Source organism: Sphingomicrobium sp. XHP0239 (genome assembly GCF_039555325.1).
Classification (GTDB): Bacteria; Pseudomonadota; Alphaproteobacteria; order Sphingomonadales; family Sphingomonadaceae; genus Sphingomicrobium; species Sphingomicrobium maritimum.
Window position 1 is genome coordinate 427,541 of the sequence record NZ_CP154608.1, and the last position, 23,768, is coordinate 451,308.

Here is a 23,768-nt window from a genome sequence, read left to right on the forward strand (position 1 = left end):
GCCTTTCCTTGGCGGCGCGCTCTAGAGCGCCGTTCCGCCCGCCATCCGGTTGGCGAGCTGGTTGAGTTTGGTCTGGACGCTGGCATCGATGAGCTGCGAGCCCATCTGGATGCGCACCCCGCCCAGAAGATCGGGGTCGATGTTGGTGTCGATGTGGACGGTGCGGCCCGCACGTTGCGTGAGCTTCTCCGACAGGGTCTTCAGCTGCGCGTCGGTCAGCGGACGCGCGCTGGTGACGGTGGCGCGGGCTTCGCCGCGGTGCGCCGCGACAAGGGCGTCGAACACGCGGATCGCGTCGGGAAGCGCTGCGAGGCGGCCTTTCTCGGCCATGACGCCGAGGAAGTTCGCCGTCATCTTGTCGAGCTTCATCTCCACCGACAGCGCGCGCATCACTCGTAGCGAGTCATCGCGCGAGATTGCCGGGGAGGTGAGAAGGGCACCGAGTTCGGGCGACTGCTTCAACGCATCGCTCACCTTGTCGAGGCTCCCCTTGACCGTGTCGATCGCGCTTTTCTCGCGCGCAAGGTCGAACAGGGCGCTTGCATAACGTCCCGCCAAGCTGGCCTTCATCCCGCCGCTGATATCCACCTGGATGCTGCTCCGGTCTCGAATAGTGTCATTGCATGCCAAAAGGAGAGCTTCGACGCGCTTTTTCCGAAACCGGAAAATCGAGCTCCCCGCATGGGTTGGCGCGCCCCTAGCAAGGGGTGGGCGGGAGTGCAAGGCGTGCGAAACGCTTTTGCGCGCAGTCGGGCGCGCGACGCCGCGAACCGCTCAGATTGCGCGCGTGTAGAACAAGGTGAAATCGCTCGCTCGATAGCCGCCGAAGGGGCCGCATCGCTCGATTCCGGCGGCGCGATACAGGCGGTTGGCAGGCTCGAAGAGAGCGCCCGTCCCAGTCTCGAGCGACAGTCGGGTCATGCCGTTCGTGCGGGCTTCTGCAACGATCGCGTCCAGCATCGCACGTCCGGCGCCCGTTCCCCGTGCACCGTCCGCGACCCGCATCGACTTGATTTCGCCGAGCGTCGCGTCGAGCGTCCGCAGCGCCCCGACGCCGAGCAATTCGCCATCGTCGCCGCGAAGGCTGAGAAACAGGATGTCGTCTCGGACCAGCGCGTCGGCGGTCATGACGTGGCAGGCGCTCGGCGGCGATCCGGCGCGCATTTCTGTGAAGTGCTGTGCCAGCAGTTCGCGCACGTCGTCGTGCTGCAGTTCGCCGTGATGGATGCTTCGTTCGCCCATTGCGATGGAGTGCGAAACGCCTAGCCGCTCGGCAAGGTGAATCTTTGACCGCAAGGATCGGGACGCGAGCGCGCTCCGACGGCGCTAGTCCGAAAGCGAAAGGAACCCGATATGACCTATCGCATCTGTGGCCTCGAGCCGTCCCTTATCGACCGATTTCGCGATCTCGACGATGAAGCGCTTGATCAGGTCGGCGCACGGCGTGTGATTGCCGATGCCGATCGCGGCTTTCCTTGCCGTGCCAGCCTTCGCGACGCTGACAGGGGAGAGGCGCTCATCCTTTTTCACCACGTCAGCCACGACGTCGCGACTCCCTATCGCTCGGCCTATGCGATTTACATTCGCGAGGCCGCCGATCGGATGGCTTGTGGCGAAGGCGAGATACCACCAGTGTTCGAGGGCCGCCCACTGGCCCTGCGTCAGTTTTCGGCCAATGGCATGCTTCGGGCCGCGTCACTTGCAGAGCCGGGTGAGGCGGATGAAAAGCTGCGCGAGGCGTTCGCCGATCCGTCAATCGAGTATGTCGACGTCCACAATGCGGCGCATGGCTGTTTCGCGGCGCGCGCGGAGCGGGCATGATCGCATAATGGACTCGATCCGCCTTACCGATGACGAGCGATGGGCACGGGTGAAAGCACGCGACCGACGCGCCGACGGGCAGTTCGTGACCGGCGTGCTGACGACCGGCATCTACTGCCGCCCTTCGTGTGCCGCGCGCCATCCCAAGCGCGAGAACGTCCGCTTCTTCGCGGACGGCGCAGCGGCGCGCGGCGTGGGCCTGCGCGCGTGCAAGCGCTGCTCGCCCGATCATATCGCTCCCGACGAGGCAGCGGTCGCTGCTGCAGTCGCGCGGCTCGACCAAGGGCCCGCGACCCTCGAGGATCTCGCCGCGCTCAGCGGCTATTCGCCGACCCATTTTCAGCGTGTCTTCAAGCGCGCGATGGGCGTCTCTCCCGCGCAGTATGCGCGGGCCCGCCGCGCCGAGCGGGCCGGCGAGGCGCTAGCCCGAAGCGGCAAGGTCGTCGAGGCGATCTACGCGGCGGGATACGCAACCTCCAGCCGCTTTTACGCCGACGCCGACCGGCTGGGCATGGCACCTTCCGCGTGGAAGCGTGGAGGTAAGGGCGTGACGATCCGCTATGCCCGGGTCGAAAGCGCCTTGGGACCGATGCTGGTGGCGGCCACCGACAAGGGCATCTGCCGATTGAGCTTCGACGAAGACGAAGCTGCGCTAAGGACGCGCTTTCCCCATGCCGAGATCGTCCTCGACGGCGGCACTATAGCCGCATGGGTGGAGGGGGCCGTTCGGGCCGTCGAGGCGCCCTTGGCCATGCCCGACCTGCCGCTCGACGTCGTTGGCACGGCTTTTCAGGAAGCGGTTTGGCAGGAACTCCAAAAAATCCCGCCCGGCGAGACGCGAAGCTACGCCGAAGTCGCCGCGGCCGTCGGCAAACCCGGAGCGGTCCGTGCGGCGGGAAGCGCGAACGGCGCCAATAATGTCGCGGTTCTTATTCCCTGTCACCGCGTCGTACGGTCCGACGGCAGCCTCGGCGGCTATGCCTACGGTCTGGAGCGCAAGCGCAAGTTGCTTGAGGCGGAAGGCGCAGCGCCGAGCCTGCTCTAATGCGCGTAGTCCTCGGTCTGCGGCTGTAGCGATCTGAGAAACTTCGCCGCGCTGTCGCGATATTCCTGTCGCTTCTCCTCGCTCATCCGGTCCCAGGTGGAATAGATCCGCCCGATCCGGTGATTGCTCTCCAGTTTGTCGCGATTGCGGTCGAGAAAGTCCCAGTAGAGCGGATTGAACGGGCAGGCATCCTCGCCCGTCTTTTTGCTCACCGAGTATCGGCACTTCTTGCAGTAATCGGACATCTTGTTGATGTAATTGCCGCTCGCAGCATAGGGCTTCGACGCCATGTCGCCCCCATCGGCGTAGAGCGCCATGCCCACCACGTTGGGCTGTTCGACCCATTCGTAGGCATCGGCGTAGACGACCAGAAACCAATCCTGGACCTGTTCGGGCTTGATCCCCGCGATGAGCGCGAAGTTGCCGAGCACCATCAGTCGCTGGATATGATGGGCGTAGGCATGATCGCGGGTGGTGCGCACGGCTTCGGACAGGCAGCGCATCTCGGTGTCCCCCGTCCAGTAGAAATCGGGCAGGTGGCGGCGATTGCCGAAGAAGTTCTCGTCCCGGTAGCCCACCCCCTCATACCAGTAGATGCCGCGGATATATTCGCGCCAGCCGAGGATCTGGCGGATGAACCCCTCGACCGCCTCGATCGGCGCACGACCGTCCGAATAGGCCTTTTCCGCGCGGCGGCAGACGTCGAGCGGATCGAGCAGGCCGCAGTTGATGCTGGTCGACAACAGCGCGTGGTTCATGAAATCCTCGCCCGCCAGCATCGCGTCCTGCGTCGCGCCGAAGCAGGGCAGGCGGTTCTGGATGAAGTCGTCGAGCGCCTCTTCGGCTTCGGCGGCGGTGACGGGCCAGGCGAAGGCATCGAGCGTTCCGAAATGATTGTCGAAACGGGATCGGACGAGGTCGAATACCTCTTGCGTGATGTCATCGGGTTCGAAGATCGGACGGTCGGGGAAATCGGTGTCGGGCGACGCGCTGTCGCGGTTTTCCTTGTCGTAATTCCAGCGTTTCCCCACCGGCTCGCCGCCGTCCATCAGCAAATCGTGTTTCTTGCGCATGATCCGATAGAAAGTTTCCATGCGCAGACTGTTCTGTCCCTCCGCCCAGCCGCAGAATTCCTCGATCGTGCACAGGAAGCGCGTGTCGGGAAGAATGGTGACGGGAAGGTCGAACTTCTTCTCCCAGCCGGCGATCGCATCGGCAACCCGCCGCTCGCCCGCCTCGACGATCCGGATCGAGGCCACATCGTGTCGGGCGAGCGCGCGTTCGACCTCTCCCGTAAAACTGCCGCTGTTACCGTCGTCGTCGAGCTTGACGTAGTCGACTTCGAACCCGCGCTCCTCCAGCTCTGCGGCAAAGTGGCGCATCGCCGAAAAGAGCAGCGCGATCTTCTGGACGTGATGGCGGACGTAGGTCGCCTCGTTGTGCACCTCCATCATCAGCACGACGACGTCGGAGGGGTCCTCGTCCGGAAGGCTGGCGAGAGAATGCGACAGTTGATCGCCGAGAATGGGGACGAGGATCTTGGCCATGGACGTCAAAGCCCCCGCAATCCCCTCCGGTTCCTCATTCGTCTTCGGGCGGCTCCCACCCGTGCGGCCTCGGGGCGAGCATTTCCATCAGCTTGGCGCGATCTTCATCCTTTTCGCTGCGGAAGAGAGCCATCATTTCCTGGCCATCCTTGGAATGGGGATCGTTCATCAGCGGTGTCATGACCACGAAGGCTTCGTCGCGGCGCCCTTCGTTCATCAGCAGGTGCGCCAATGTGCGACGGATCGAGCGATCGTAGGTCGCCTCGCGATGCGCCGCCTCCAGCGCCAACGCGACACTGTCGTTGATTTCACGATCGTCGAGGATGTGCGCCAGATAATAGCCGTTCAGGGCACGCGGATCGTCGTTGTCGATGCGGTTCGCGGCGGCAAAGCGCAGTCGCGCCTCGTCGTAATGGGCGGCATCCTTCGCACCGCGTGCCAGCGATACGCGCGCACGATAGAGCGCGGCGCCCATGCTGTCGGAATCGATCGCAAGGGCGGCGTTCGCGAGGCGTTCGGCTTCGTCGAAATTGTCGTTGTCGAACTCGACCTCGGTCGCCGCCAGAAGCACGGGAACGCTTTCCGGATATTTCTCCACCGCGGAACGTGCCTGCGATAGTTGGCCGCGGGCTTCCTTCTCGGTCACACCGGCATTCGACTGCGCGACCATCCGGATCACTTCTGTTTCGGCGTCGGTCAGCCGTCGGACGGACAAGCGCGGTTCGCTCGTGTCGTAGTAGGGGATATGCAGGATCCGGGCATTGGATCGGCGATAGGCATCGAGTTCTGCGTCGAGCGCATCGAGATCGCCGAAGACCTCTTCAGCAGCGGAGCGCGAATTTCGGCCTTGGTTGAGCAGGGTGAGGTATCGGCTCAACTGGCCCGAGCGGCGGGGGTCGAGCAGCAGATGCGACGAGAGCAACCACCCATGACCATAGACACGTTCCGATTCGATCCGGTCGACGTCGTCTCCCTCCTTCGACCCGAACATCTTGCGTGTCTCGGGGCGCATCGTGCCGAGCGAGTAGGCGCGGCTCGCGGGCGGCTCACCGATCGTGAAGCGATCATCGCCGAGGTCGATCGTATAGAAGAGTTCGGCAAAGCCTTCGCTGTACCAGGCCGGATAGGCCGCGGGCGCATGGCGGTACATGAAATAGTGCGCATATTCGTGATACAGCACGCCCGTGGGATCGAGCTCGAGGCCCGACGCCTTCTGGCCCAGGCCTCGAACCTTGGTCGCCGTCTTGGGTACGAAGGCGACGGGCTGGCCGGCGCGGGGAATGAAGAACCCTCCGACCCACCGCGATCCGGCAAGACGACCGATGTCCTTGCCTTCTCCGAACCGGAAGACGGTCACCTTGTTGTAGGAAGGGCTGGGCTCGCGGGCGGGGCCGATCCCGGTCAGGATCCGCATCACCTGGTCGAGCCGCTCAAGGTCGCGGGCGAACGCCTTCGTGTCTGCCTCGTCGTCGTAGGAATAAAGAAGAAAATTGTCGGTCTCGACGAGATACCAATCGTCCGCCCGTGCCTCGCTCGCCATCACCGTCGTCAGCGCAAGCAACAGCGCCCACCACAACTTCAGTCGCACCATGTCCCAACCCCAACTCTTTTGAACCGAGCGCAGAGCATCCTATTGGTTTGACGGCCGGTTACAACATCAGACGAAGGAATAGGGGTCCACATCGACCGCAACGCGGACTTTGGCGGGCCATTCGACACCGTCGAGCCAGTCGCGAATCGCCGCCTGCACGTCGACGCGGCGTTCGGCGTGGACCAGAAGTCGTTGTCGATGACGTCCGCGCAGCATGGCGAGCGGAGCCGGGGCCGGGCCATAGATGGCGATGCCGTCGATCTGCGGGCGCGCACGGCCGAGATTGGCGGCGATCTGCTTGGCGGCACCCTCGTCCTCGCTCGACACGATGATCGCGGCGAGGCGACCGAAAGGGGGCATGGCGGCAGCGCGGCGCGCCTCGGTCTCGGCGGCGATGAAGCCGGGCCCGTCGCCCGAGACCAGCGCTTCCATGACCGGGTGATCGGGTTCGTGCGTCTGGATGAAGACGCGGCCGGGCTTTTCGCCTCGCCCTGCGCGCCCCGCGACCTGGCTCACTTGCTGGAAGGTGCGTTCGGCCGCGCGAAGATCGCCACCCTGCAGTCCCAGATCCGCATCGACCACACCGACCAGCGTCAGGTTGGGAAAGTGGTAGCCTTTGGTGACAAGCTGGGTGCCGATCACGATGTCGATTTCGCCACCCTCCATCGCGCGGACGAATTCGGCGGCCTTCTTGGGGCTCCAGATCGTATCGGAAGTGACGATGGCGGTGCGCGCGTCGGGGAGCAGCAGCGCGACTTCGTCCGCGATCCGCTCGACACCGGGGCCGCAGGCGACGAGGCTGTCCTCCTCTCCGCATTCGGGACAAGCGGCTGGCGGCGGCATGACGTGGCCGCAATGATGACAAGCGAGGCGGGCAAGCAACCGGTGCTCGACCATCCACGCCGTACAGTTGGGGCACTGAAAGCGGTGCCCGCAATTGCGGCACAGCGTCAGCGGCGCAAAGCCACGTCTATTGAGGAACAGCAGGGATTGCTCGCCCGCCTCGAGATTCGCTTCCAGCTCGCGCACCAGTTTGGGCGCGAGCCACTTGCCCGGGAGCGGCGGATCCTGCGTCAGGTCGATCGCCGCGAGGTCGGGGAGCTGCGCCTCGGCATGCCGTTCGGTCAACGTCACCTCGTCGTATCGCCCGATCTCGACCATGTGGCGCGTTTCGATCGCGGGCGTCGCGCTCGCCATGACGACCGGCAGGCCTTCGAAATTTCCGCGCATGACGGCGACGTCGCGAGCATGATACTGGACCCCGTCCTCCTGCTTGAAACTGGTTTCATGGGCCTCGTCGATGATGATGAGGCCGAGGTTCGCATAGGGCAGGAACAGGCTGGACCGCGCGCCCACCACGACCTTCGCGCTGCCGTCGGCGATCGCACGCCAGGCCCGCCGGCGCTGCGAGGATCGCTGTCCCGAATGCCAGGCCACCGGGGCGGTGCCGAACCGTTTCTCGAAACGCGCAAGGAACGGCTCGGTCAGCGCGATTTCGGGAAGGAGGACGAGAATTTGTCGGTCCTGTCGCAAGGCCTCGGCGACGGCCTCGAAATAGACCTCGGTCTTTCCCGATCCCGTCACCCCGTCGAGCAGGATCGGCGCAAAGCCGCCGCCGATCGCCGCCGTCAATCGCTCGGCGGCGCTGCGCTGCTCGGGGCGAAGCTTCACGGGCGCGAAATCCGGATCGGGCTTCGGGAACGGCGCATCGGCGTCGACCTCGACAGGCTCCAGTGCGCCCGCCTTCACCAGGCCTCGGATCACGCCATCCGAGACATCCGCCGCGCTCGCCAGTTCGCGAACGCTGCCCTGGCGATCATCCAGCGCCCGTATGGCTTTCTCTCGGGTCGGCGTCATGCGCTCCGGTGTGGCGCCGGTCAGCCGATATTCGACGAGGCTGCGCGGATTTGCGAACGCCGCGCTCGGCAGCATCATTCGAAGTACGGCGGCCAGCGGCGAGCAATAATAGGTTGCGGCCCATTCGGCGAGGCGGCGCAGCGGTTCGGACAGCGGTGGAACGTCGACCGCGCCGATCAGATAGCGGAGACGATTGTCGCCGACCTCTTCGGTCGGTAGCCGATCCGCTTCCCAGACCACCGCTACCAGTTGTCGAGGGCCGAGCGGGACGGTCACGAGAGTACCGGGCGGCGCCTCCAGTCCATCGGGCAGTCGATAATCGAGTGGCCCCAACGCGGCATTCAGCGTGACGACCCGGACGCGGCGGACGGTCAATTACTGCCCGTCGCGCTTCTTCTTGGCTTCATCGAAATCGAGCACGGCGCCGTCTTCCTCGCCTTCCTCGCGCTTCAGGAGACCGAGGCGGCGGGCCACTTCCTGATAGGCTTCGGCTTCCTCGCCGAGATCCTGCCGGAAGCGGTCCTTGTCGAGTTTCTTGTTCGACTTCATGTCCCACAGGCGGCAGCTGTCGGGGCTGATTTCGTCGGCCAGGATGATGCGCGCATAGTCGTTTTCGTAGAGCCGACCGAACTCCAGCTTGAAGTCGACGAGCTTGATTCCGATCCCCGCGAACAGGCCGCTCATGAAGTCGTTCACGCGGATGGCCATGTCGGCCATGTCGTTCATCTCTTCCTGGCTGGCCCATCCGAAACAGGCGATGTGCTCGTCCGCGATCAGCGGATCACCCAGCGCGTCGTCCTTGTAGTAATATTCGATGATCGTGCGCGGCAGCTGCGTACCTTCCTCGATCCCGAGACGCTTGGTCAGCGTGCCCGCCGCGACGTTGCGCACGACGACCTCGATCGGCACGATGTCGACCTGCCGAACCAGCTGCTCGCGCATGTTCAGTCGGCGGATGAAATGGGTCGGTACGCCAATCGCCCCCAGCGACGTGAAGATATATTCGCTGATGCGGTTGTTGAGGACACCCTTGCCCGCAATCTGGCCCTTTTTCTGGGCGTTGAAGGCAGTCGCATCGTCCTTGAAATACTGGATGATCGTGCCGGGCTCGGGACCCTCGTAGAGAATCTTCGCCTTGCCTTCGTAGATCTGCCGCCGTCGTGCCATGGTTGTCCTGCTTCGATTGTGCGCGGGCTATAGAGGAGGGCGACGGTGGGGGCAATCGACGTTGCCGACGCTATTGCAGGGGGGAGACCTCGCGCCCGTCCGATTCGAGTTGAGCGAGCGGCGCGGCGATCTTCCAGACCACCCCTTCCGGTTCCAGCCGATAGTCCACCGAAGCGCCCAGCGTCGCCTTCGGATTACGCTCGATGAGGATCGTTCCGAACCCCTTGCGCGACGCGGCCTCGACCGGCGGACCGCCATGCTCGGACCAGGAGAGCCCGAAGCGGTCGTCCGACCGGTCCACCGTCCATTGGATCGCGACACCGCCCTTCTCGTCCGAAAGCGCTCCATATTTGATGGCGTTGGTAGCGAGCTCGTGGATCGCCAGCCCGATCACTTCCGCGGCGCGCGGGGTCACGAGAAAGTCCCGGTTGCCATCGAGATTTATGCGCTCCCGGTCGATGCCGAGCGAGTCGAGCTGCTGCAGGACGATCGCGTCGACGGGCGCCCCCGTCCAGTTACGCTTGATGAGCAAATCCTGGTTGGCGGCGAGCGACATGACCCGATGCTGCAGTCGCTCGCGGATATCGGGACTGTCGCCGGCGATACGGTTCACGAGCGACTGGATGATCGCCAGCATGTTCTTCGAGCGATGATTGACCTCGCTCATGAGAAGTCGGATCGCTTCTTCATGTTCGAGCTGGCGGGTGATGTCGGTATTCGTGCCGAACCAGAAAGCAACGTCGCCATCCGCATCCTTCTTCGGCATCGCCCGAGAGAGAAAGCTCCGGTACTTTCCATCGCTACCGCGTAGCGGAAAGGTGTCCTCCCACGGTTCGCCCGAGACGATATGGCTTCTGAACTTCTCGGTCACGCGCTCGACATGATCGGGATGGTGGACGTCTCGCCATCCCCAACCGCGCATTTCCTCCTCGTTCGTGCCGGTATAATCGTACCAGCGGCGATTGTACCAGAAGATCGATCCGTCGGCCTCGGCCATCCAGGCGAGCTGGGGGATATTGTTCGCCATGGTCCGAAACCGCAGCTCGGCCGCCTCGAGTGCAGAGCGGGTTTCCGCCCATTCGCGAATGTCGTTCGCGATCTTGGAGGCGCCGACGATCTGCCCGCTGTCGTCACGGATCGGCGAGACGGTGATGGCGACGGGAACGAGGCTGCCATCCTTGTGCTGGCGTAGCGTCTCGAACTTGCGAACGCGTTCGCCCGCGCGGATCCGGCGCAGGATGAGATCTTCCTCGTCCATCCGATTGTCCGGGATGATCTTCCGTATCGAACTGCCGACCATCTCGGCACGGCTGTATCCGAAAATCCGTTCCGCCGCCGGATTCCAGTCGGTGACGGTCCCGTCGAGCCGCTTGGCGACGATCGCATCGTCCGCGCCATCGACGATGGCCTGAAGACGTGCGCCTTCGAAGGCTGCGTCGTTCGCGCCCTCCTTCATGCTTCGCCGTCCATCATCGCCCACTCCCTGGCCATGTCAGTCGAAAGCGGCCGGCAGGCCGATAGTTCCCATCGGCCGGAGGGAGCGGGGTCGGTTTGCGACCGACCCCATTGGAAGAACGATGCCCTACTCCGCGCCGAGCTTGCTCGACGTGATGCGCACCGGAATGAGCGCGTCGTCGGTCAGATAGCGCTGCGCCAAGGCCTGCAGGTCCTCGGCAGTCACCGCCGCTAGGATCGCATCGAAGTTGCGCGCCCGATCGAGGCGTGCGGGATCGCGCTGGGCGAGGTTTGCGTAGCCGAGCCAGTAGCCATTCGAACGCTTGGCATCGGTGCGGCTTTCGACGATCGGCGCCCGCGCGCGCTGGAGCGTGTCGGCATCGACGGGTGACGCGCGGAGCGACGCCGCCACCTCGCGATAGGCGTCGAGAGTGGCGTCCATCTGGGCCGGATCCACGACCGACTGCACGGTAAGGTTGCCGTAGCCCTCGTACCAGCGGTCCTGCGTGTTCGATACGCCGACGCCGTAGCTCGCACCCAGCTCCTCGCGCACCTTGTCGGTCAGTTCGAGGTCCATGACGGCGCGCAGCAGCGACAGTCCGACCACCTGCTCGAAATCCTCGTCGTCATCGGTCGGCCAGTAAGCGGCGATCAGTGCCTGATCGGCCTCCCCCTCGTGCGTGAGTTCGATACTTTCGCCACCGTCGACGATGGTCACCGGGTCGAGCGTATAGTCGGTGATCTGCTCACCGCGCCGGTCGAGCGTTCCGAAGGTATTGGCGACCGCGGCAATCACCGCATCCTCGTCCATCGCGCCGACGACGCTGACGGTGACGGCATTGTTCGAGAGCATGTCGCCGATCTGGCTTTGCAGAATGTCGGCGTTGAAGGCCTCGAACGTTTCGGCATCGGGAAGGACGAAGCGCGGATCACCCCCGGTGATCGCACCCGGAGCCTGGGTCCCGAAGACCGAGGCAGGCGAGGCGGTCAACTGGGGCAGGATCAGCGGGACGATGTTGGCCCACCGAGCGTCCGCTTCCTCGCGGTAGCCGTAGTCGGTGAGATAGGCCGCGGCGATGCGCATCTGCTCGGGCAGAAATTCGGGCGCAAGCGAACCGGCCATCTGGATCCCGGTTTCGCTGATCGTGAAACCGGTGCCGATCGGGCGGCCCGCGATATATTCGTCGATTTCGCTATAGGGATGCGCGTTCGTTCCGCCGAGGCCCGACGCGAGCTGGGCGTAGAGGGTCGGAGCGAAGCTTTCGGCGCCCAGCAGCAACGAACCGCCGTCCACCGAGACGCTCCACGATACCGCATTGTCCTGAAAATCGGTGGTCTTGAGATTGAGCCTGACGCCATTGTCGAAGGTGATGGTGCGGATGCCGAGATCCTCGATCGTGGTGTCGGAAGCGATGCTTCCCGCCGCACCCCAGTCGGCGTAGGCGAAATCGGCGCTCTCCGTATCCTCATTGGCGGCAACCGCCACCGTCCGACTATTTTCCAGCGCGGCAAGCGCGGCGGTTGCGCTCACTTCCTCCTTGCCGGAAATGTAGACGAGCGGCTCGCTGCCGGCGAACAACTCGGCAAAGGCGGCGTTGGCCTCTTCCAGCGTGATCGTATCGGCGAACTGCTCGATATACTGGCGCTGGATCGCCGGCGCAGTGATGAAATAATTTTCGCCGACAGCGCCGAGGATCTGGTTGGCAAGCTGGGCGTGCGTGCGGTTTTCGGATTGCTCGGCATAGGTGCGGACCTGCTGCAACCGCTCGCGCTTCACCCGTTCGAACTCGCGTTCGGAAAAGCCGTATTCGACGGCCCGGCGCGCTTCCTGTTCGAGGAGGCCGATGGCGCTTTCCCATTCGCCATCCCGGACGGTCGCGTTCAGGGACGTATAGAGGCCGAGGTCTTCCTCTCGCCCTTCGCTCACCCCACCGCCGAGGATGATGCTGTCGGGTTGTTCGGCAATGCGCTGCATGCGGTTGTTGAACATGGCGACCGCCCAGCTTTCGACCGTGCTCTCGCGGCGACGTGCAAGCGTATCGGCGGGGTCCTCGTCGGGGCGATAGGTGCGGATGGTGACGCCGCTCACGGCCGCGGGATCGGCGAAACTGGTCGCCGCCGCGGGCCGGTCGAGGTCGAGGCTGCCGCGGTCGATCGGTGCTCCGGCATTCCCGGGCGCGTCCCAGTCGGCGAACGTCTCGCGGATACGGCGCTCGATGGCATCGGGATCCACGTCCCCGACGAACACGAAGGTCGTATATTCCGGACGGTAGTAGCGATGGTAGAGGTCGCGCATCGTTTTGCCGGTCGCGGTCGTCAGCACTTCTTCCGTTCCGATCGGAGAGCGGTCCGCATAGGGCGCATCGGGGAGGAAGAATTCGAGGTTCGAAAGCGCGTTGCGAAGCTGCCAATTGTTGCGGGTCCGGCGCTCGCCGAGGATAACGCCACGCTCGCGGTTCACGGCCTCTTCGTCGAACTGGATCTCGCTCGCGGTCTCGCGCATCAGAAAGAAGGCGGCATCGAGCCGTTCGTCGTCGACCTGCGGCAGGTCGAGCATGTAGATCGTGCGATCGAAACCGGTCGACGCGTTGGTGTCCGCACCGAAAGCCAGACCCAGTCGCTCGAGCATCGAGATCATCTCGCCCTCGGCCACGTTGGTGGTGCCGTTGAAGGCCATATGCTCGATGAAATGGGCAAGGCCGCGCTCGTTCTCGGCTTCCTGCACCGCGCCGAAATCGACGTGCATCCGCACCGCCGCCTGACCCGGGCGGTAGTCGTTGGGCATGATCGCGTACTTCATGCCGTTGTCGAGAACGCCGTAGCGGATGGTCTCGTCGGCGGCGACGTCGGTGGGGGCCAGGCCCCAGCCTTCCTGCGCGGCGGCGGGGGCGGCGGCGAAGGCGAGGGCGGTACTGGCGGCAAGCAGCGTGGCGAGGCGGCGCATAGGGTCGTATCTCCTGTTATACTGCTTTTCCGTCGCGAAAAGCGTGAGCGGGCCAAGGTTTAACGGCGGAGCCGTGCATGACAAGCGACGGATCGACGAACGGGGCGCTCAGACGGGCGTGGGGCGGCCGGAGCGGCCGTCGATTACTCAGGTTACTCCATATCGGCGTCCGATACGCACCGTCTTATTCGTGCATTTCGGAAGGTTGTCGCGCCAGATCGGCGGCATGTTGGAACGGTTCGACTTCCTAGGCTGCGGGGCCGACGCGGAAGGTCCCGATGGGCGGGCGTTGTTGGCGCGCGTGCTGCAAATGGCCGGTGTTCCGGGAGCGGACATCGAGGCGGCGCGGCTTTGGTCGCGGTTCGGCAGCGTAAACGACTTGCTTGCTGCCTCGCCCAAGGCAATTGCGGAGGTGGCGGAGGGGCGCAACGGGGAGCGGGTAGTAGAGGCTCTGGCTTGCATGCAGGCGCTTATGACCCATGCGGAAACCGAGGCAGCACTTCGCACAGACTTGGGACGTTCACCCGAAGGGGTTGTGCGGCTGTTTTCCCCACGGATCGCCTTTTCGCCTATCGAAGTCGTTGTCGCTGCACTGTTTGACAGGGGTGGGCGACTAATCGGGGTCGAGGAGATTGCGCGCGGCGGAATGCGAGGCGCCACGGTTGAAGTGCGAGCGGTAGCGCTGGCGGCATTGTCACGGAGCGCAGCAAGCATCGTACTGGCGCACAACCACCCCAGCGGCGACCCTACCCCCAGCGGACCGGACCGCCGCTGGACGCGCAAGCTTAACACCCTACTCGCCGACCTTGACGTGCGCCTAAGCGACCACCTCATCTTGGCGCGGGGCCGGTGGATTTCGATGCGACGGGAGATGCCGGAGATCTTTTGATCCGCGAGCGAAAGACTATCGTGCGTTTATCGACGCGCGACATCAATTTCATTGGTGCCTCCACGCCTCTCGACCCGAGCCAAGCCGTTTGTCATTAGAGTTCGCATGACCACAGAATCCTCCATCATCGATGAGCCTTTCGCGTCGGCCCTCTCCGAGCGCTATCTCGTCTACGCGCTGTCCACCATTACCGCGCGCTCGCTGCCCGACGTTCGGGACGGGTTGAAGCCCGTGCATCGGCGGCTGCTCTGGGCGATGCGGAAGTTGCGGCTCGAGCCGACGGGGCCGGGGGCGGCTTCGCTCACGGCCAGCAACAATACGGCGTTCAAGAAGTCGGCGCGGGTCGTGGGGGACGTGATCGGGAAATATCATCCGCACGGGGACAGCAGCGTCTATGACGCGATGGTGCGGTTGGCGCAGGGCTTTTCGCTGCGCTACCCGCTGGTCGAGGGGCAGGGGAATTTCGGGAATATCGACGGCGATAATGCCGCGGCGTACCGTTATACCGAGGCGCGGCTGACGCGGACCGCGATGCGGTTGATGGACGGGCTCGACGCGGGGACGGTGGCGTTCCGGTCGACCTACAATGGCGAGGAGGAAGAGCCGGAGGTGATGCCGGGCCTGTTCCCCAACATGCTCGCCAACGGGGCGGCGGGCATCGCGGTGGGGATGGCGACGAGCATCCCGCCGCATAACGTCGGCGAACTGTGCGATGCGGCGGTGCACCTGATCGGGACGCGCGATGCGCGCGACGAGACGTTGATGAAGTACGTGAAGGGGCCGGACTTTCCGACGGGCGGCGTGCTGGTCGACGACGAGGCGAGCATTTTGAAAGCCTATGTGACGGGGCGGGGGTCGTTCCGGGTGCGGGCGCGGGTGGTGCGCGAGGATCTGAAGGGCGGGGGCTACCAGCTGGTGGTGACCGAGATCCCCTATGGCGTGCAGAAGGGCAAGCTGATCGAGCAGATCGCGGGGCTGATCGGGGACAAGAAGCTGCCGATCCTGGCCGACGTGCGCGACGAGAGCGCGGAGGATATCCGCGTGGTGCTGGAGCCGCGGAGCCGGACGGTGGATGCGGCGCTGCTCGAGGAGAGCTTGTACAAGCTCTCTGATCTTGAGAGCCGGTTTTCGCTTAACCTCAACGTGCTGGAACATGGGCGCACGCCGGGGGTGATGAGCCTCAAGGAAGCACTGCTCAGCTGGATCGATTTCCAGTTCGATGTGATGCGCAACCGGGCGCGGTTCCGGATCGGGAAGATCGAGGATCGGCTGGAGCTGGTGGGGGGGTATCTGATTGCCTTCCTGAACCTCGACCGGGTGATCGAGATCATCCGCACCGAAGACGAACCCAAGGCGGTGATGATGGCCGAGTTCGCGCTGACCGACCGGCAGGCGGAGGCGATCCTCAACATGCGGCTCAGGAGCTTGCGCAAGCTGGAGGAGATGGAGCTCAAGAGCGAGCAGGAGAGCTTGCGCGCCGAGAAGACGGAGCTGGAGGAACTGCTCGGCGACGAAGAGAAGCAGAAGGCGCAGCTCAAGGACGAACTGCGCGCGCTCAAGAAGGAATATCGGGACGATCCACGGCGCACGCGCGTCGAGGAGGCCGAGGATGCGGGCGATCTCGACTGGACGGCGATGATCGACAAGGAGCCGGTGACGGTGATCCTGTCGAAGCGCGGGTGGATCCGCGCGATGAAGGGGCATGTCGACCTCGCCACCGTGCCGGAAATGAAGTTCCGCGAAGGGGACGAGGCGGACCATGCCTTCCACGCGCAGACGACCGACCGAGTGCTGATCGTCGGGGCGAACGGGCGGATCTTCACGCTGGGGGCGGACAAGTTGCCGGGCGGACGCGGGTTCGGGGAGCCGGTGCGGCTGTCGATCGATCTCGAAGACGGGGTCGAGATCGTGGCGGCGATGGCGGTGGATCCGAAGGCGCGATACCTGGTGGCGGCGAGCGACGGTCGCGGCTTCCTGACGCCGGGCGAGACGCTGACGGCGGAGACGCGCAAGGGGAAGAATCTCGTCAACTTGCGCAAGGGCGCGCGCGTTAAGCTGGTCCGGCGTATGCCGCAGGACGCCGATGCGATCGCGGTCGTGGGGGAGAACCGCAAGATGCTGGTGTTCCTCGCCGAGGAGATGCCCGAACTGGCGCGCGGGGCGGGGGTGCAGCTGCAGCGCTATCGCGATGGGGGATTGAGCGATGCCTTGCCGTTCAAGCTGGAGGACGGCCTCAGCTGGGCGATGGGCGGAGGGACGCGCAATCGAACGGAAACCGACGTCAGTCCATGGAAAGTCGCGCGCGGTGCTGCCGGGCGAATGGCGCCGCAGGGCTTCCCGCAGGAGAATGTCTTCACCCCGCCCGTCGTGAAGGACGAGTGATCGGGGCTTTCCCTATGTTAAATACCCGCCATTAACCCTTGCGTCGCTATGGGTGCGGTGATGAGTGCCGTACCTTCCCTGTCCGAACCGCCTGCGGGTTCCGATCGCCTCGTGTCGCGGGTTGAGGCGGGGGACGACCCCCTTCTGCATGCCCTGCCGATCCCCGGCGCGATCATCGTACTTGAGGAGCGAGACCTTCGCATCGAGGCGTGCAACGACGCTTTCCTGAAGGCATCGATGGATCATGCAGCGCGGCCCGATCGCAGCGCCGATGCCGCGATGAAGATGGCGGGCGAGGGGCCCGTCGGCGACTTCCTCCGCGCCTATCTGAGCGAACCGGGAGCGGCGCAGGACGAAATCGAACATCGCACCGATGAAGGCCCCGGCGCGCGCGAATTCAGGCTGAAGGTCGCGCCGCTCCCGTCGATCGAGGGACGACGGCGGTGTCTGTTCACCGCGCTCGACCAGACGCCCGAGCGACAGGCACAGAAGAACCTTCGCGACCAGATGGTGCAATGTTCGTTGACCGGACTGGCCAACCGGCTGGCTTTCACCGACGCGGTGGAGGAAATCGCGGAGGACGAGGCGCGCGCGGCGGGCCACGCGATCCTGTTGATCGACCTGGCGCGTTTTTCCCGGATCAACCAGTCGATGGGATCGGTCGTCGGCGACGAATTGCTGATCAGCTGCGCGAGCCGCCTGGTAGGTGCCTTGCGCGACGGTGACATGCTGGCGCGCACGGGCGGCAACGAATTCGGCCTACTGTGCGGATTGAAGGGCGGGGAGACGGATGCCGTCCTGGCCGCCGAGCGGATCTGCGGGGTCCTTCGCGAACCCTTCACGTTGGGGACGAACGACATCCGGGTCGATTGCGCGATCGGAATCGCGCTGCTGACGCATGGCGAGGATGGCGAAGAGCTGTTCCGCAACGCCCAGTTCGCGGTGAAGCGCGCGAAGCGGACCGGACAGCCGACGGTGTATCGCGACGAGGAAGCCAGCCTTGCGCGCCGCCGTTTTTCGATCGAGACCGAATTGCGTCGCGCGCTGGAGCGCGACGAACTCAAGCTCGCCTATCAACCGCTCGTCGAACTGAAGACCGGACGGGTCACGGGGTTCGAAGCCCTGGCGCGGTGGACCCACGAGGAGCGCGGCGAGATCGGCCCCAGCGAGTTCATTCCGGTCGCCGAGGAGAGCGGGTTGATCCTCGAGCTGGGGCGCTGGGCGATGGATCGCGCCGCCCGCCAGCTGGCGACCTGGGACGCGGCGGAGGCGAGAACGCTACCCATCGGGCTGTCGGTCAACCTGTCGGCGATCCAGGTCGCGCGCGACGACGTGTCCGAACTGGTGGGATCGGCGCTGCGCGCGCATCGCATCGGCGGCGAGCGACTGACCGTCGAGCTGACCGAAAGCGCGATCGTCCAGGATCCGACGCGCGCTACGCGGGTGCTGGAGACGATCAAGGGGTTGGATGCGCATCTGGCGATGGACGATTTCGGAACCGGATATTCCAGCCTTGCCTATCTTCAGAGGCTGCCGATCGACCTGCTCAAGATCGATCAGCGATTCATCAAGGGGATGCTGAACGATCCCGACAGCATCGCGATCGTGCGAGCGATCCTGGGCCTGGCCGATGCGCTGGGGATGGAGACCACCGCCGAAGGGATCGAGAGCGTCGAGCTGGAAACGACGCTGGCGACGCTGGGCTGTGCGCATGGACAGGGATTCCATTTTTCCAAGGCAGTCGATGGAAACACCGCGCTGGCCTACTGGCGGGCGCGAGAGCAGAAGGCTCTGCGCGAAGGGAGGATCGACGCGTCGCCGGTCGCCAGACTGCATGGCTGATGCCGACCCGAAAATGCGCAAGGTGCGCACGGGCCTGTCGCTCGAGGGCGTGCTGACCGACAGCGACGGCGGGCGTGTGGCGGTGACCGTGCGCGACCTGTCCCCGAACGGATGCCGGCTGGCGACCGATGGCTCGCTGATGACGGGCGAGGAAGTCGTACTGGCGGTAGGCAAGTCCGCACCGGTGCGGGCCGTCGTGCGCTGGGTCGACGGGGCCTACGTCGGAATAGAGTTTTCCGGCTGAAAATGAAGCACTGCCGGCAGCGATCGCGACGCCGACCCTTTACCGCATCTTAACCCTGCGAGCTTACTTCATGTATTTCAGATCGAAGCCAGGCGGTCGCGGGCGGTCCTGCGCTCGAACGGCACCAAGGGAACATGCGAAACATGCGACGCAATGTGGGCGAAGTGAAACGGGCCAAGCGGATCGACGTCAGTCACGACGGTCTCCTGATCGACAGCGACGGTTTGTCGAACAATGTTCGCGTCCTCGATCTGTCTGCCGACGGTTGCCGTCTGCGCACGGACAGCACGCTCAGGATCGGCGAGGACGTGCAGTTGCGCGTCGGGCGATCGGGAGATTATCCCGCGCAGGTGCGCTGGTCACTGGGCAACGAGGCGGGGCTGAAGTTCACGGGCCCCAGCCAGCCGGTGTCTTGACCCTAGCCGGACTGGCGACAGCTTGAATCTTCGGAAAGGTGGCGTTCGGCGATCGCGTCGAGGGCGCTGTCATCGAAATCCTGTTCGATCCATTCGTTCTCGATCGCACGCAGGCAGCGCGCGACGGCGGGGCCGGGCTCGAGCCCGCGTTTGATGAGGTCGCCGCCCTTGAGAGGAAGGACGGGAACCGACCATTTCTCGATGTAGCGAACCGCTTCCTCGCGGCTCCCCGCGCGTTCGGGCTCCCACCCCGGGGTGAGGCAGATGCGGTCGATCGCGTAGAGCGGGCCCAACCGGTACGCGAGCTCGCGCGCGGTGCCTTCGGCGGGATTGGCAGCGCTCGACAGGCGGTCGCGCTGTTCCTTGGAGAATTTGAGACGCGCGGCGACGTCGCGCGCGGTGTCGGGGTCGCGCGGCAGCAGGGCGGCGAGGCGACGGATGGCGCGGAACTTGCGGCCTGCCGCCTGCTCGAATTCGAGGAGGGCGGCGAGGCGATTGACGCCCGGGCCGGTGATTTCGGGCAGTACGGGAGCGAAGATGCCGCGCTGCTCCATCACGCGCACGGTCGCGAGCGGATCGGGGAGCGCGAGGAGTTTCAGCACCTCGTCGGCGATGCGTTCGCGGGAGAGCGATTTCATCGTATCGGCAAGCGCGGCGCAGGCTTCGAGCCCTTCCGCGTCGGGATCGCCGGTGCCGAAGCGGGCATGGAAGCGGAAGAAGCGCAGGATGCGGAGGTGATCCTCTCGGATGCGCGCTTCGGCGTCGCCGATGAAGCGGACCGTGCCGGTGTCGATATCCTCGAGCCCGCCATGATAGTCGAAGATCTCGCCGGTCAGCGGGTCGGCGTAGAGCGCATTGATGGTGAAATCGCGCCGCGCGGCATCTTCTTCCCAGTCGGTGGTGAAGCCGACTTCGGCGTGGCGGCCATCGGTATCGAGGTCCGCGCGCAGGGTCGTGATCTCGACCACCGTGCCGTCGCTGACGGCGGTGATCGTGCCGTGCGCGATGCCGGTGGGCACGGCCTTGATCCCCGCTTCCTCGAGGTAGCCGACGGTGCGCGCGGGTTCGAAGATGGTGGCGCAGTCGAGATCGCTGACCGTCTCGCCCATCAGGCTGTCGCGCACCGCGCCGCCGACGAAGCGGATGCCGCCCTCCGAGGCGCGCATCGCCTCGAGCAGCGCGTCCATTCCCTTGCGGTCGGTGAGCGTGGCGATATCGAGGGTGCGCGCGCTCATGCGGCCAGCCTGCGGGACAGGTTGACGATCATCGCCGCGGTGGCTCCCCAGATATCGTAATCCTCATAGTCTATGCGCCAGTAGCGTCTCATGCGCCCTTGCCAAGCTGCTTCTTCCTCGCGCGCATGCGCGGGGTCGAGAAGATGGTCGAAGGGCGCCTCGAACCAATGGTCGACCTCGGCCTCGTTGGCGACGAGCGGCAGGTCCGGGGGAAGGATCGCGAGGACGGGGGTCACGATGAAACCGGTCCCGGTGATGTAGGGGTCGAGCGTCCCGACGAGGCGCGGGGTCGCGGGGTCGAGCGCCAGTTCCTCGTTCGCCTCGCGCAATGCCGCCTCGATCGGGGTTTCGCCCGCGTCGATGCGCCCGCCGGGAAAGGCGACCTGGCCCGCATGGGTACGCATGGCGGCGTTGCGCTTGGTCAGCAGCAACGCGGGACGATCTTCGCGGTCGATCACGCCGACGAGGACGGCAGCGGGCGAGGCATCCGGAAATTCGTCGGGATCGAGATCGGCGGCGAGCAGCGTTGCGGGCGCGGGGACGCGCAGGGCGCGGGCGAGGCGGGCGGAAAGGCTCATCGGGGCAACAGCGTCTGCGGAGGGTGCGGGGTTCAGGACAGGGTGAACTTTTCGCCGTTCGACCAGATGGCCGGCGGATCCGCTTCTTCTTCGAGCGCGATATCGGCCAGCTCGTAATAGAGAGGCCGCGCGATCTCCGCCTCCAGGCGGCCACGGACGTGGACGCGGGGCGAGGGGCCGGCATCGGTATCGACGACACGGATCGGATGATCAGGGCCTGCGATCACCACTTCTCCGCTGTTGAGCGTGAAGGCGAGGCGGCGCGCCCGGCCTTCGCCTTCGCTCTTCATGCGAACGGCGAGGAAGGGAAGGCGCTCGACCTCGATGGCGAGTTTTTCGACCGGGGTGACGAGAACATAGCTGTCGTCGGGCTCGCGGCGCAGCACGCTGGCGAACAGACGCACCATGGCGGGACGGGTGATGAGGCCGCCCTGATGGTACCATTTCCCGTCGGCGGCGATCCGCATTTCGCTATCCCCGCACGAAGGCGGATCCCATCGTTCGACCGGCGGCGCGGTGCCCTCTTCCAGCATCGCGGCAATCTCGTCGAACGAGGCGTGGTCGAGGTCGGGGGGCGGACGCGTTTCGGGCATGAGAAGGGACGTAGGGCGCGGCGCGGAGCTTGCCTAGGGGCGGCACGCCCGCCTACAGCGCGGCGCATGGAAAAGGTCGCTCTCGTCACCGGCGCCCGCCATCGGCTGGGCGAGGCCATCACCCGTCACCTCCTCAAGCAGGGATGGCGCGTTTTTGCGCATGTCCGCGATGCCGCCGACGAGGTGGCCGACGGCGCCGACAAGGTCGTCGCCGATCTTTCGCATGCGGACTGCGGCGAGAGGATCTTCGCGCAGATCGACGGACCGCCACCCGCGCTTCTGGTCAACAACGCCTCGCTGTTCGAGGAGGATCGGTTCGGTGCCATCGACGCTGAGGGGTTCCAGCGTCAGATGGCGGTCAACGCGCGCGCGCCGATGCTGCTTACCGATGCCTTTGCGCACGCGGAGGCGCCGGTGGGCAGCGATCGGCTGATCGTGAACATGGGCGATGCCAAGCTCGCCGCGCCGCACCCCGATCATCTCAGCTACACACTGACAAAGGGAGCGCTGAAGACGCTGACCGACGTCTCGGCCCGCGCACTGGCCGGGCAGGGGATACGGGTGAACATGATCGCGCCGGCCATGGTGCTCCCCTCGCCCGACATGAGCGAGGCGCAATATGAGGCGATGCACGCGTTCAACCCGCTCGGCCGCGGAGTGGATAAGGCGCATCTCCTCGCCGCGCTCGACCATCTGATCGCCAATACGGTGGTGACGGGGACCTGCCTGTGGCTCGACGGTGGCCAACGGATGATGCAGCTGAAGAACGACGTGGCACTGATCCAGATGGATGATGTGGCGGAGGAGAGGGAATGAGCGAGGTCATTCACGGCCTGGTGGCGCACGAGCCGCAATCGGTGCGCCTGTTTCTGGACCGGCTGGAGGTGATGGCCGACATCGGCTTCCACGATTTCGAGGTGGGAACGCCGCAACGTCTCTTGGTGTCGGTCGAGGTTTGGATCGATGCCGCGCGGCTGCCGACCGAGGACGAAGAGGTCCAGGCCTGGAACTACGATCGGCTGCGGACCTGCGTTCGCTCGATCGTGGCGGCGCGGCGCTACAATCTTCAGGAGACACTGATTCGCGCCATCTTCGATACGGTGGCATCGATGTCGGGGGTCGAGGCGCTGAGGGTCCGTTCGGTGAAACCGGACATCTATGCCGACGCCGAGGGTGTCGGCGTGGAAGTCGCCAGTTTCCAAGGAGCTTGGCCCCGCAAGGTCGACGGATCGCGCGCGGTCGTGTCGGCAACCTAACAATTGCCCTTGCCGCGAGGAAATCGGAGCGATAGGAACACGCTCTGAATGGCCGATGTCATAATGCATCATTAAGCCGAACCGAATTAACTCTCGGTTATTCGAAGCCGGGAACGCCCTCCGCGCAACGAGCGTTGGCGAGAGGGAGAAACTAGGAGACGAGCGACTCAATGTCCTACGCAGCCAAGCGAGAGATGAGTTCCAACAAGACGGTGCCGATCGTCATCGTCGTCCTGCTCCACGTCGCGCTGGGCTATGCCCTGGTGAGCGGCCTCGCCATGTCCGTGGTCGAGCAGGTGCAGGAAGATCTGACGGTGTTCGACGTGGACGAGCCGCCGCCCCCGCCGCCTCCGCCCGAAGAAATTCCTCCTCCGCCCGAAACGCCGCAGCAGCAGACGCCCCCGCCGGTCGTCTCGCCGCCGCCGATCGTGCGGACCAATCCCACTCCTCCGCCGATCACGACGGTGCGCACCGCGCCCCCGCCGCAGGTGACGCGAACCGCTCCGGTCCGGCCTCCGGCTCCTCCGGCCCCTCCGGCGCCGCCTCCGCCGCCGCCTCCGCCGCCGCGGATCGAGCCGGCCGCCGCCCAAGGTGACGTCCGTGCGCTGTTCAGTGCCGACGACTATCCCTCGCGCGCCCAGCGCAATGGCGAGGAAGGGACTGCGCGTGCGCGTCTCACCATCGGGACCAACGGTCGCGTGACGGGTTGCAGCATCGTCCAGTCGACGGGATCCCGCGCACTGGATCAGGCGACGTGTCAGGTGCTCGAGCGCCGCGCCCGCTTCACTCCCGCGACCGATTCCACCGGCGCGCGCGTGCAGGACGAATATACGACCCCCTCCATTACCTGGCGGCTTGAAGGCCGGTAAGTTTCACTCTTGAATTTAGAATAGGGAATATCGACCC

Annotated in this window: 21 protein-coding genes; 10 read left to right on the plus strand and 11 right to left on the minus strand. The window is 65.1% G+C overall.

Annotated features, from left to right (window positions below; genetic code table 11):
• Nucleotides 1-21: 21 nt before the first annotated feature.
• Nucleotides 22-588 (minus strand): F0F1 ATP synthase subunit delta, encoded by a 567-nt coding sequence (locus WJT74_RS02155; RefSeq protein ID WP_343346302.1) that lies wholly within the window; start codon nucleotides 586-588, stop codon nucleotides 22-24.
• 186 nt (nucleotides 589-774) lie between these two features.
• On the minus strand, nucleotides 775-1,242 hold the full coding sequence (locus tag WJT74_RS02160; protein ID WP_343346304.1) for a GNAT family N-acetyltransferase: 468 nt from the start codon (nucleotides 1,240-1,242) through the stop codon (nucleotides 775-777).
• Between the two features lie 111 nt (nucleotides 1,243-1,353).
• Between WJT74_RS02160 and WJT74_RS02165 the strand changes: the two genes are divergently transcribed.
• Together WJT74_RS02165 and ada are read left to right on the plus strand one after the other, a co-directional pair.
• Nucleotides 1,354-1,821: a DUF1203 domain-containing protein gene (locus WJT74_RS02165; RefSeq protein WP_343346307.1), complete on the plus strand. Its 468-nt coding sequence runs from the start codon at nucleotides 1,354-1,356 to the stop codon at nucleotides 1,819-1,821.
• A 7-nt stretch (nucleotides 1,822-1,828) separates the two neighbouring features.
• Nucleotides 1,829-2,866 carry a bifunctional DNA-binding transcriptional regulator/O6-methylguanine-DNA methyltransferase Ada gene (gene ada / locus WJT74_RS02170; protein WP_343346310.1) on the plus strand — a complete coding sequence of 346 codons (1,038 nt, stop codon included), beginning with the start codon at nucleotides 1,829-1,831 and terminating at the stop codon, nucleotides 2,864-2,866.
• Here the strand turns inward: ada and WJT74_RS02175 are convergent.
• The 6 genes from WJT74_RS02175 to WJT74_RS02200 form a co-directional block, all read right to left on the minus strand.
• Nucleotides 2,863-4,413, minus strand: coding sequence for a cryptochrome/photolyase family protein (locus tag WJT74_RS02175; protein ID WP_343346313.1), 1,551 nt, complete (start codon nucleotides 4,411-4,413; stop codon nucleotides 2,863-2,865). The two genes, ada and WJT74_RS02175, sit on opposite strands and share 4 nt — an antisense overlap.
• A gap of 34 nt (nucleotides 4,414-4,447) precedes the next feature.
• Nucleotides 4,448-6,004, minus strand: a complete 1,557-nt coding sequence (locus tag WJT74_RS02180; RefSeq protein ID WP_343346316.1) for a tetratricopeptide repeat protein — start codon at nucleotides 6,002-6,004, stop codon at nucleotides 4,448-4,450.
• 66 nt (nucleotides 6,005-6,070) lie between these two features.
• The gene (locus WJT74_RS02185; RefSeq protein ID WP_343346318.1) at nucleotides 6,071-8,236 is read right to left on the minus strand and encodes a primosomal protein N'; all 2,166 of its coding nucleotides are present in this window, start codon (nucleotides 8,234-8,236) and stop codon (nucleotides 6,071-6,073) included.
• Complete coding sequence (gene purC / locus WJT74_RS02190; protein ID WP_343346321.1) at nucleotides 8,237-9,028, minus strand: phosphoribosylaminoimidazolesuccinocarboxamide synthase; 792 nt, start codon at nucleotides 9,026-9,028, stop codon at nucleotides 8,237-8,239. It abuts the gene before it with no gap.
• Nucleotides 9,029-9,098: 70 nt separating this feature from the next.
• Entirely contained in the window at nucleotides 9,099-10,484 is a 1,386-nt protein-coding gene (locus WJT74_RS02195) for a PAS domain S-box protein (RefSeq protein WP_343346323.1), read from the minus strand.
• 126 nt (nucleotides 10,485-10,610) lie between these two features.
• Nucleotides 10,611-13,427 (minus strand): M16 family metallopeptidase, encoded by a 2,817-nt coding sequence (locus WJT74_RS02200; protein ID WP_343346324.1) that lies wholly within the window; start codon nucleotides 13,425-13,427, stop codon nucleotides 10,611-10,613.
• A 73-nt stretch (nucleotides 13,428-13,500) separates the two neighbouring features.
• On the opposite strand from WJT74_RS02200, the gene WJT74_RS02205 reads away from it, so the two are divergent.
• The 5 genes from WJT74_RS02205 to WJT74_RS02225 all read left to right on the plus strand — a co-directional run bounded on the left by WJT74_RS02205 (nucleotide 13,501) and on the right by WJT74_RS02225 (nucleotide 19,200).
• Nucleotides 13,501-14,316 carry a JAB domain-containing protein gene (locus WJT74_RS02205; protein WP_343346326.1) on the plus strand — a complete coding sequence of 272 codons (816 nt, stop codon included), beginning with the start codon at nucleotides 13,501-13,503 and terminating at the stop codon, nucleotides 14,314-14,316.
• A 105-nt stretch (nucleotides 14,317-14,421) separates the two neighbouring features.
• Nucleotides 14,422-16,698, plus strand: coding sequence for a DNA topoisomerase IV subunit A (gene parC / locus WJT74_RS02210; protein ID WP_343346328.1), 2,277 nt, complete (start codon nucleotides 14,422-14,424; stop codon nucleotides 16,696-16,698).
• A gap of 60 nt (nucleotides 16,699-16,758) precedes the next feature.
• Nucleotides 16,759-18,540: a putative bifunctional diguanylate cyclase/phosphodiesterase gene (locus WJT74_RS02215; protein ID WP_343346330.1), complete on the plus strand. Its 1,782-nt coding sequence runs from the start codon at nucleotides 16,759-16,761 to the stop codon at nucleotides 18,538-18,540.
• Nucleotides 18,533-18,784 (plus strand): PilZ domain-containing protein, encoded by a 252-nt coding sequence (locus tag WJT74_RS02220; protein WP_343346331.1) that lies wholly within the window; start codon nucleotides 18,533-18,535, stop codon nucleotides 18,782-18,784. Before WJT74_RS02215 ends, WJT74_RS02220 begins: the two co-directional genes overlap by 8 nt.
• Nucleotides 18,785-18,927: 143 nt before the next feature.
• Entirely contained in the window at nucleotides 18,928-19,200 is a 273-nt protein-coding gene (locus WJT74_RS02225; protein WP_343346333.1) for a PilZ domain-containing protein, read from the plus strand.
• A 2-nt stretch (nucleotides 19,201-19,202) separates the two neighbouring features.
• Here WJT74_RS02225 and WJT74_RS02230 read toward each other — a convergent pair whose 3' ends face one another.
• From WJT74_RS02230 to WJT74_RS02240, 3 genes are read right to left on the minus strand one after another with little or no spacing between them, the layout of a single operon-like run.
• The gene (locus tag WJT74_RS02230; RefSeq protein WP_343346336.1) at nucleotides 19,203-20,435 is read right to left on the minus strand and encodes a CCA tRNA nucleotidyltransferase; all 1,233 of its coding nucleotides are present in this window, start codon (nucleotides 20,433-20,435) and stop codon (nucleotides 19,203-19,205) included.
• Entirely contained in the window at nucleotides 20,432-21,013 is a 582-nt protein-coding gene (locus WJT74_RS02235; RefSeq protein ID WP_343346338.1) for a CoA pyrophosphatase, read from the minus strand. Before WJT74_RS02235 ends, WJT74_RS02230 begins: the two co-directional genes overlap by 4 nt.
• Nucleotides 21,014-21,045: 32 nt before the next feature.
• A complete protein-coding gene (locus tag WJT74_RS02240; RefSeq protein WP_343346340.1) occupies nucleotides 21,046-21,606 on the minus strand; it encodes a DUF1285 domain-containing protein in 561 nt (186 codons plus the stop codon).
• 66 nt (nucleotides 21,607-21,672) lie between these two features.
• On the opposite strand from WJT74_RS02240, the gene WJT74_RS02245 reads away from it, so the two are divergent.
• The 3 genes from WJT74_RS02245 (at nucleotide 21,673) to WJT74_RS02255 (ending at nucleotide 23,731) form a co-directional block, all read left to right on the plus strand.
• Nucleotides 21,673-22,422, plus strand: coding sequence for an SDR family oxidoreductase (locus WJT74_RS02245; protein ID WP_343346343.1), 750 nt, complete (start codon nucleotides 21,673-21,675; stop codon nucleotides 22,420-22,422).
• Nucleotides 22,419-22,862, plus strand: coding sequence for a dihydroneopterin aldolase (locus WJT74_RS02250; protein WP_343346345.1), 444 nt, complete (start codon nucleotides 22,419-22,421; stop codon nucleotides 22,860-22,862). The genes WJT74_RS02245 and WJT74_RS02250 overlap by 4 nt, the downstream gene beginning before the upstream one ends.
• Nucleotides 22,863-23,032: 170 nt before the next feature.
• The gene (locus WJT74_RS02255; protein WP_343346348.1) at nucleotides 23,033-23,731 is read left to right on the plus strand and encodes an energy transducer TonB; all 699 of its coding nucleotides are present in this window, start codon (nucleotides 23,033-23,035) and stop codon (nucleotides 23,729-23,731) included.
• The last annotated feature ends 37 nt before the right edge of the window (nucleotides 23,732-23,768 follow it).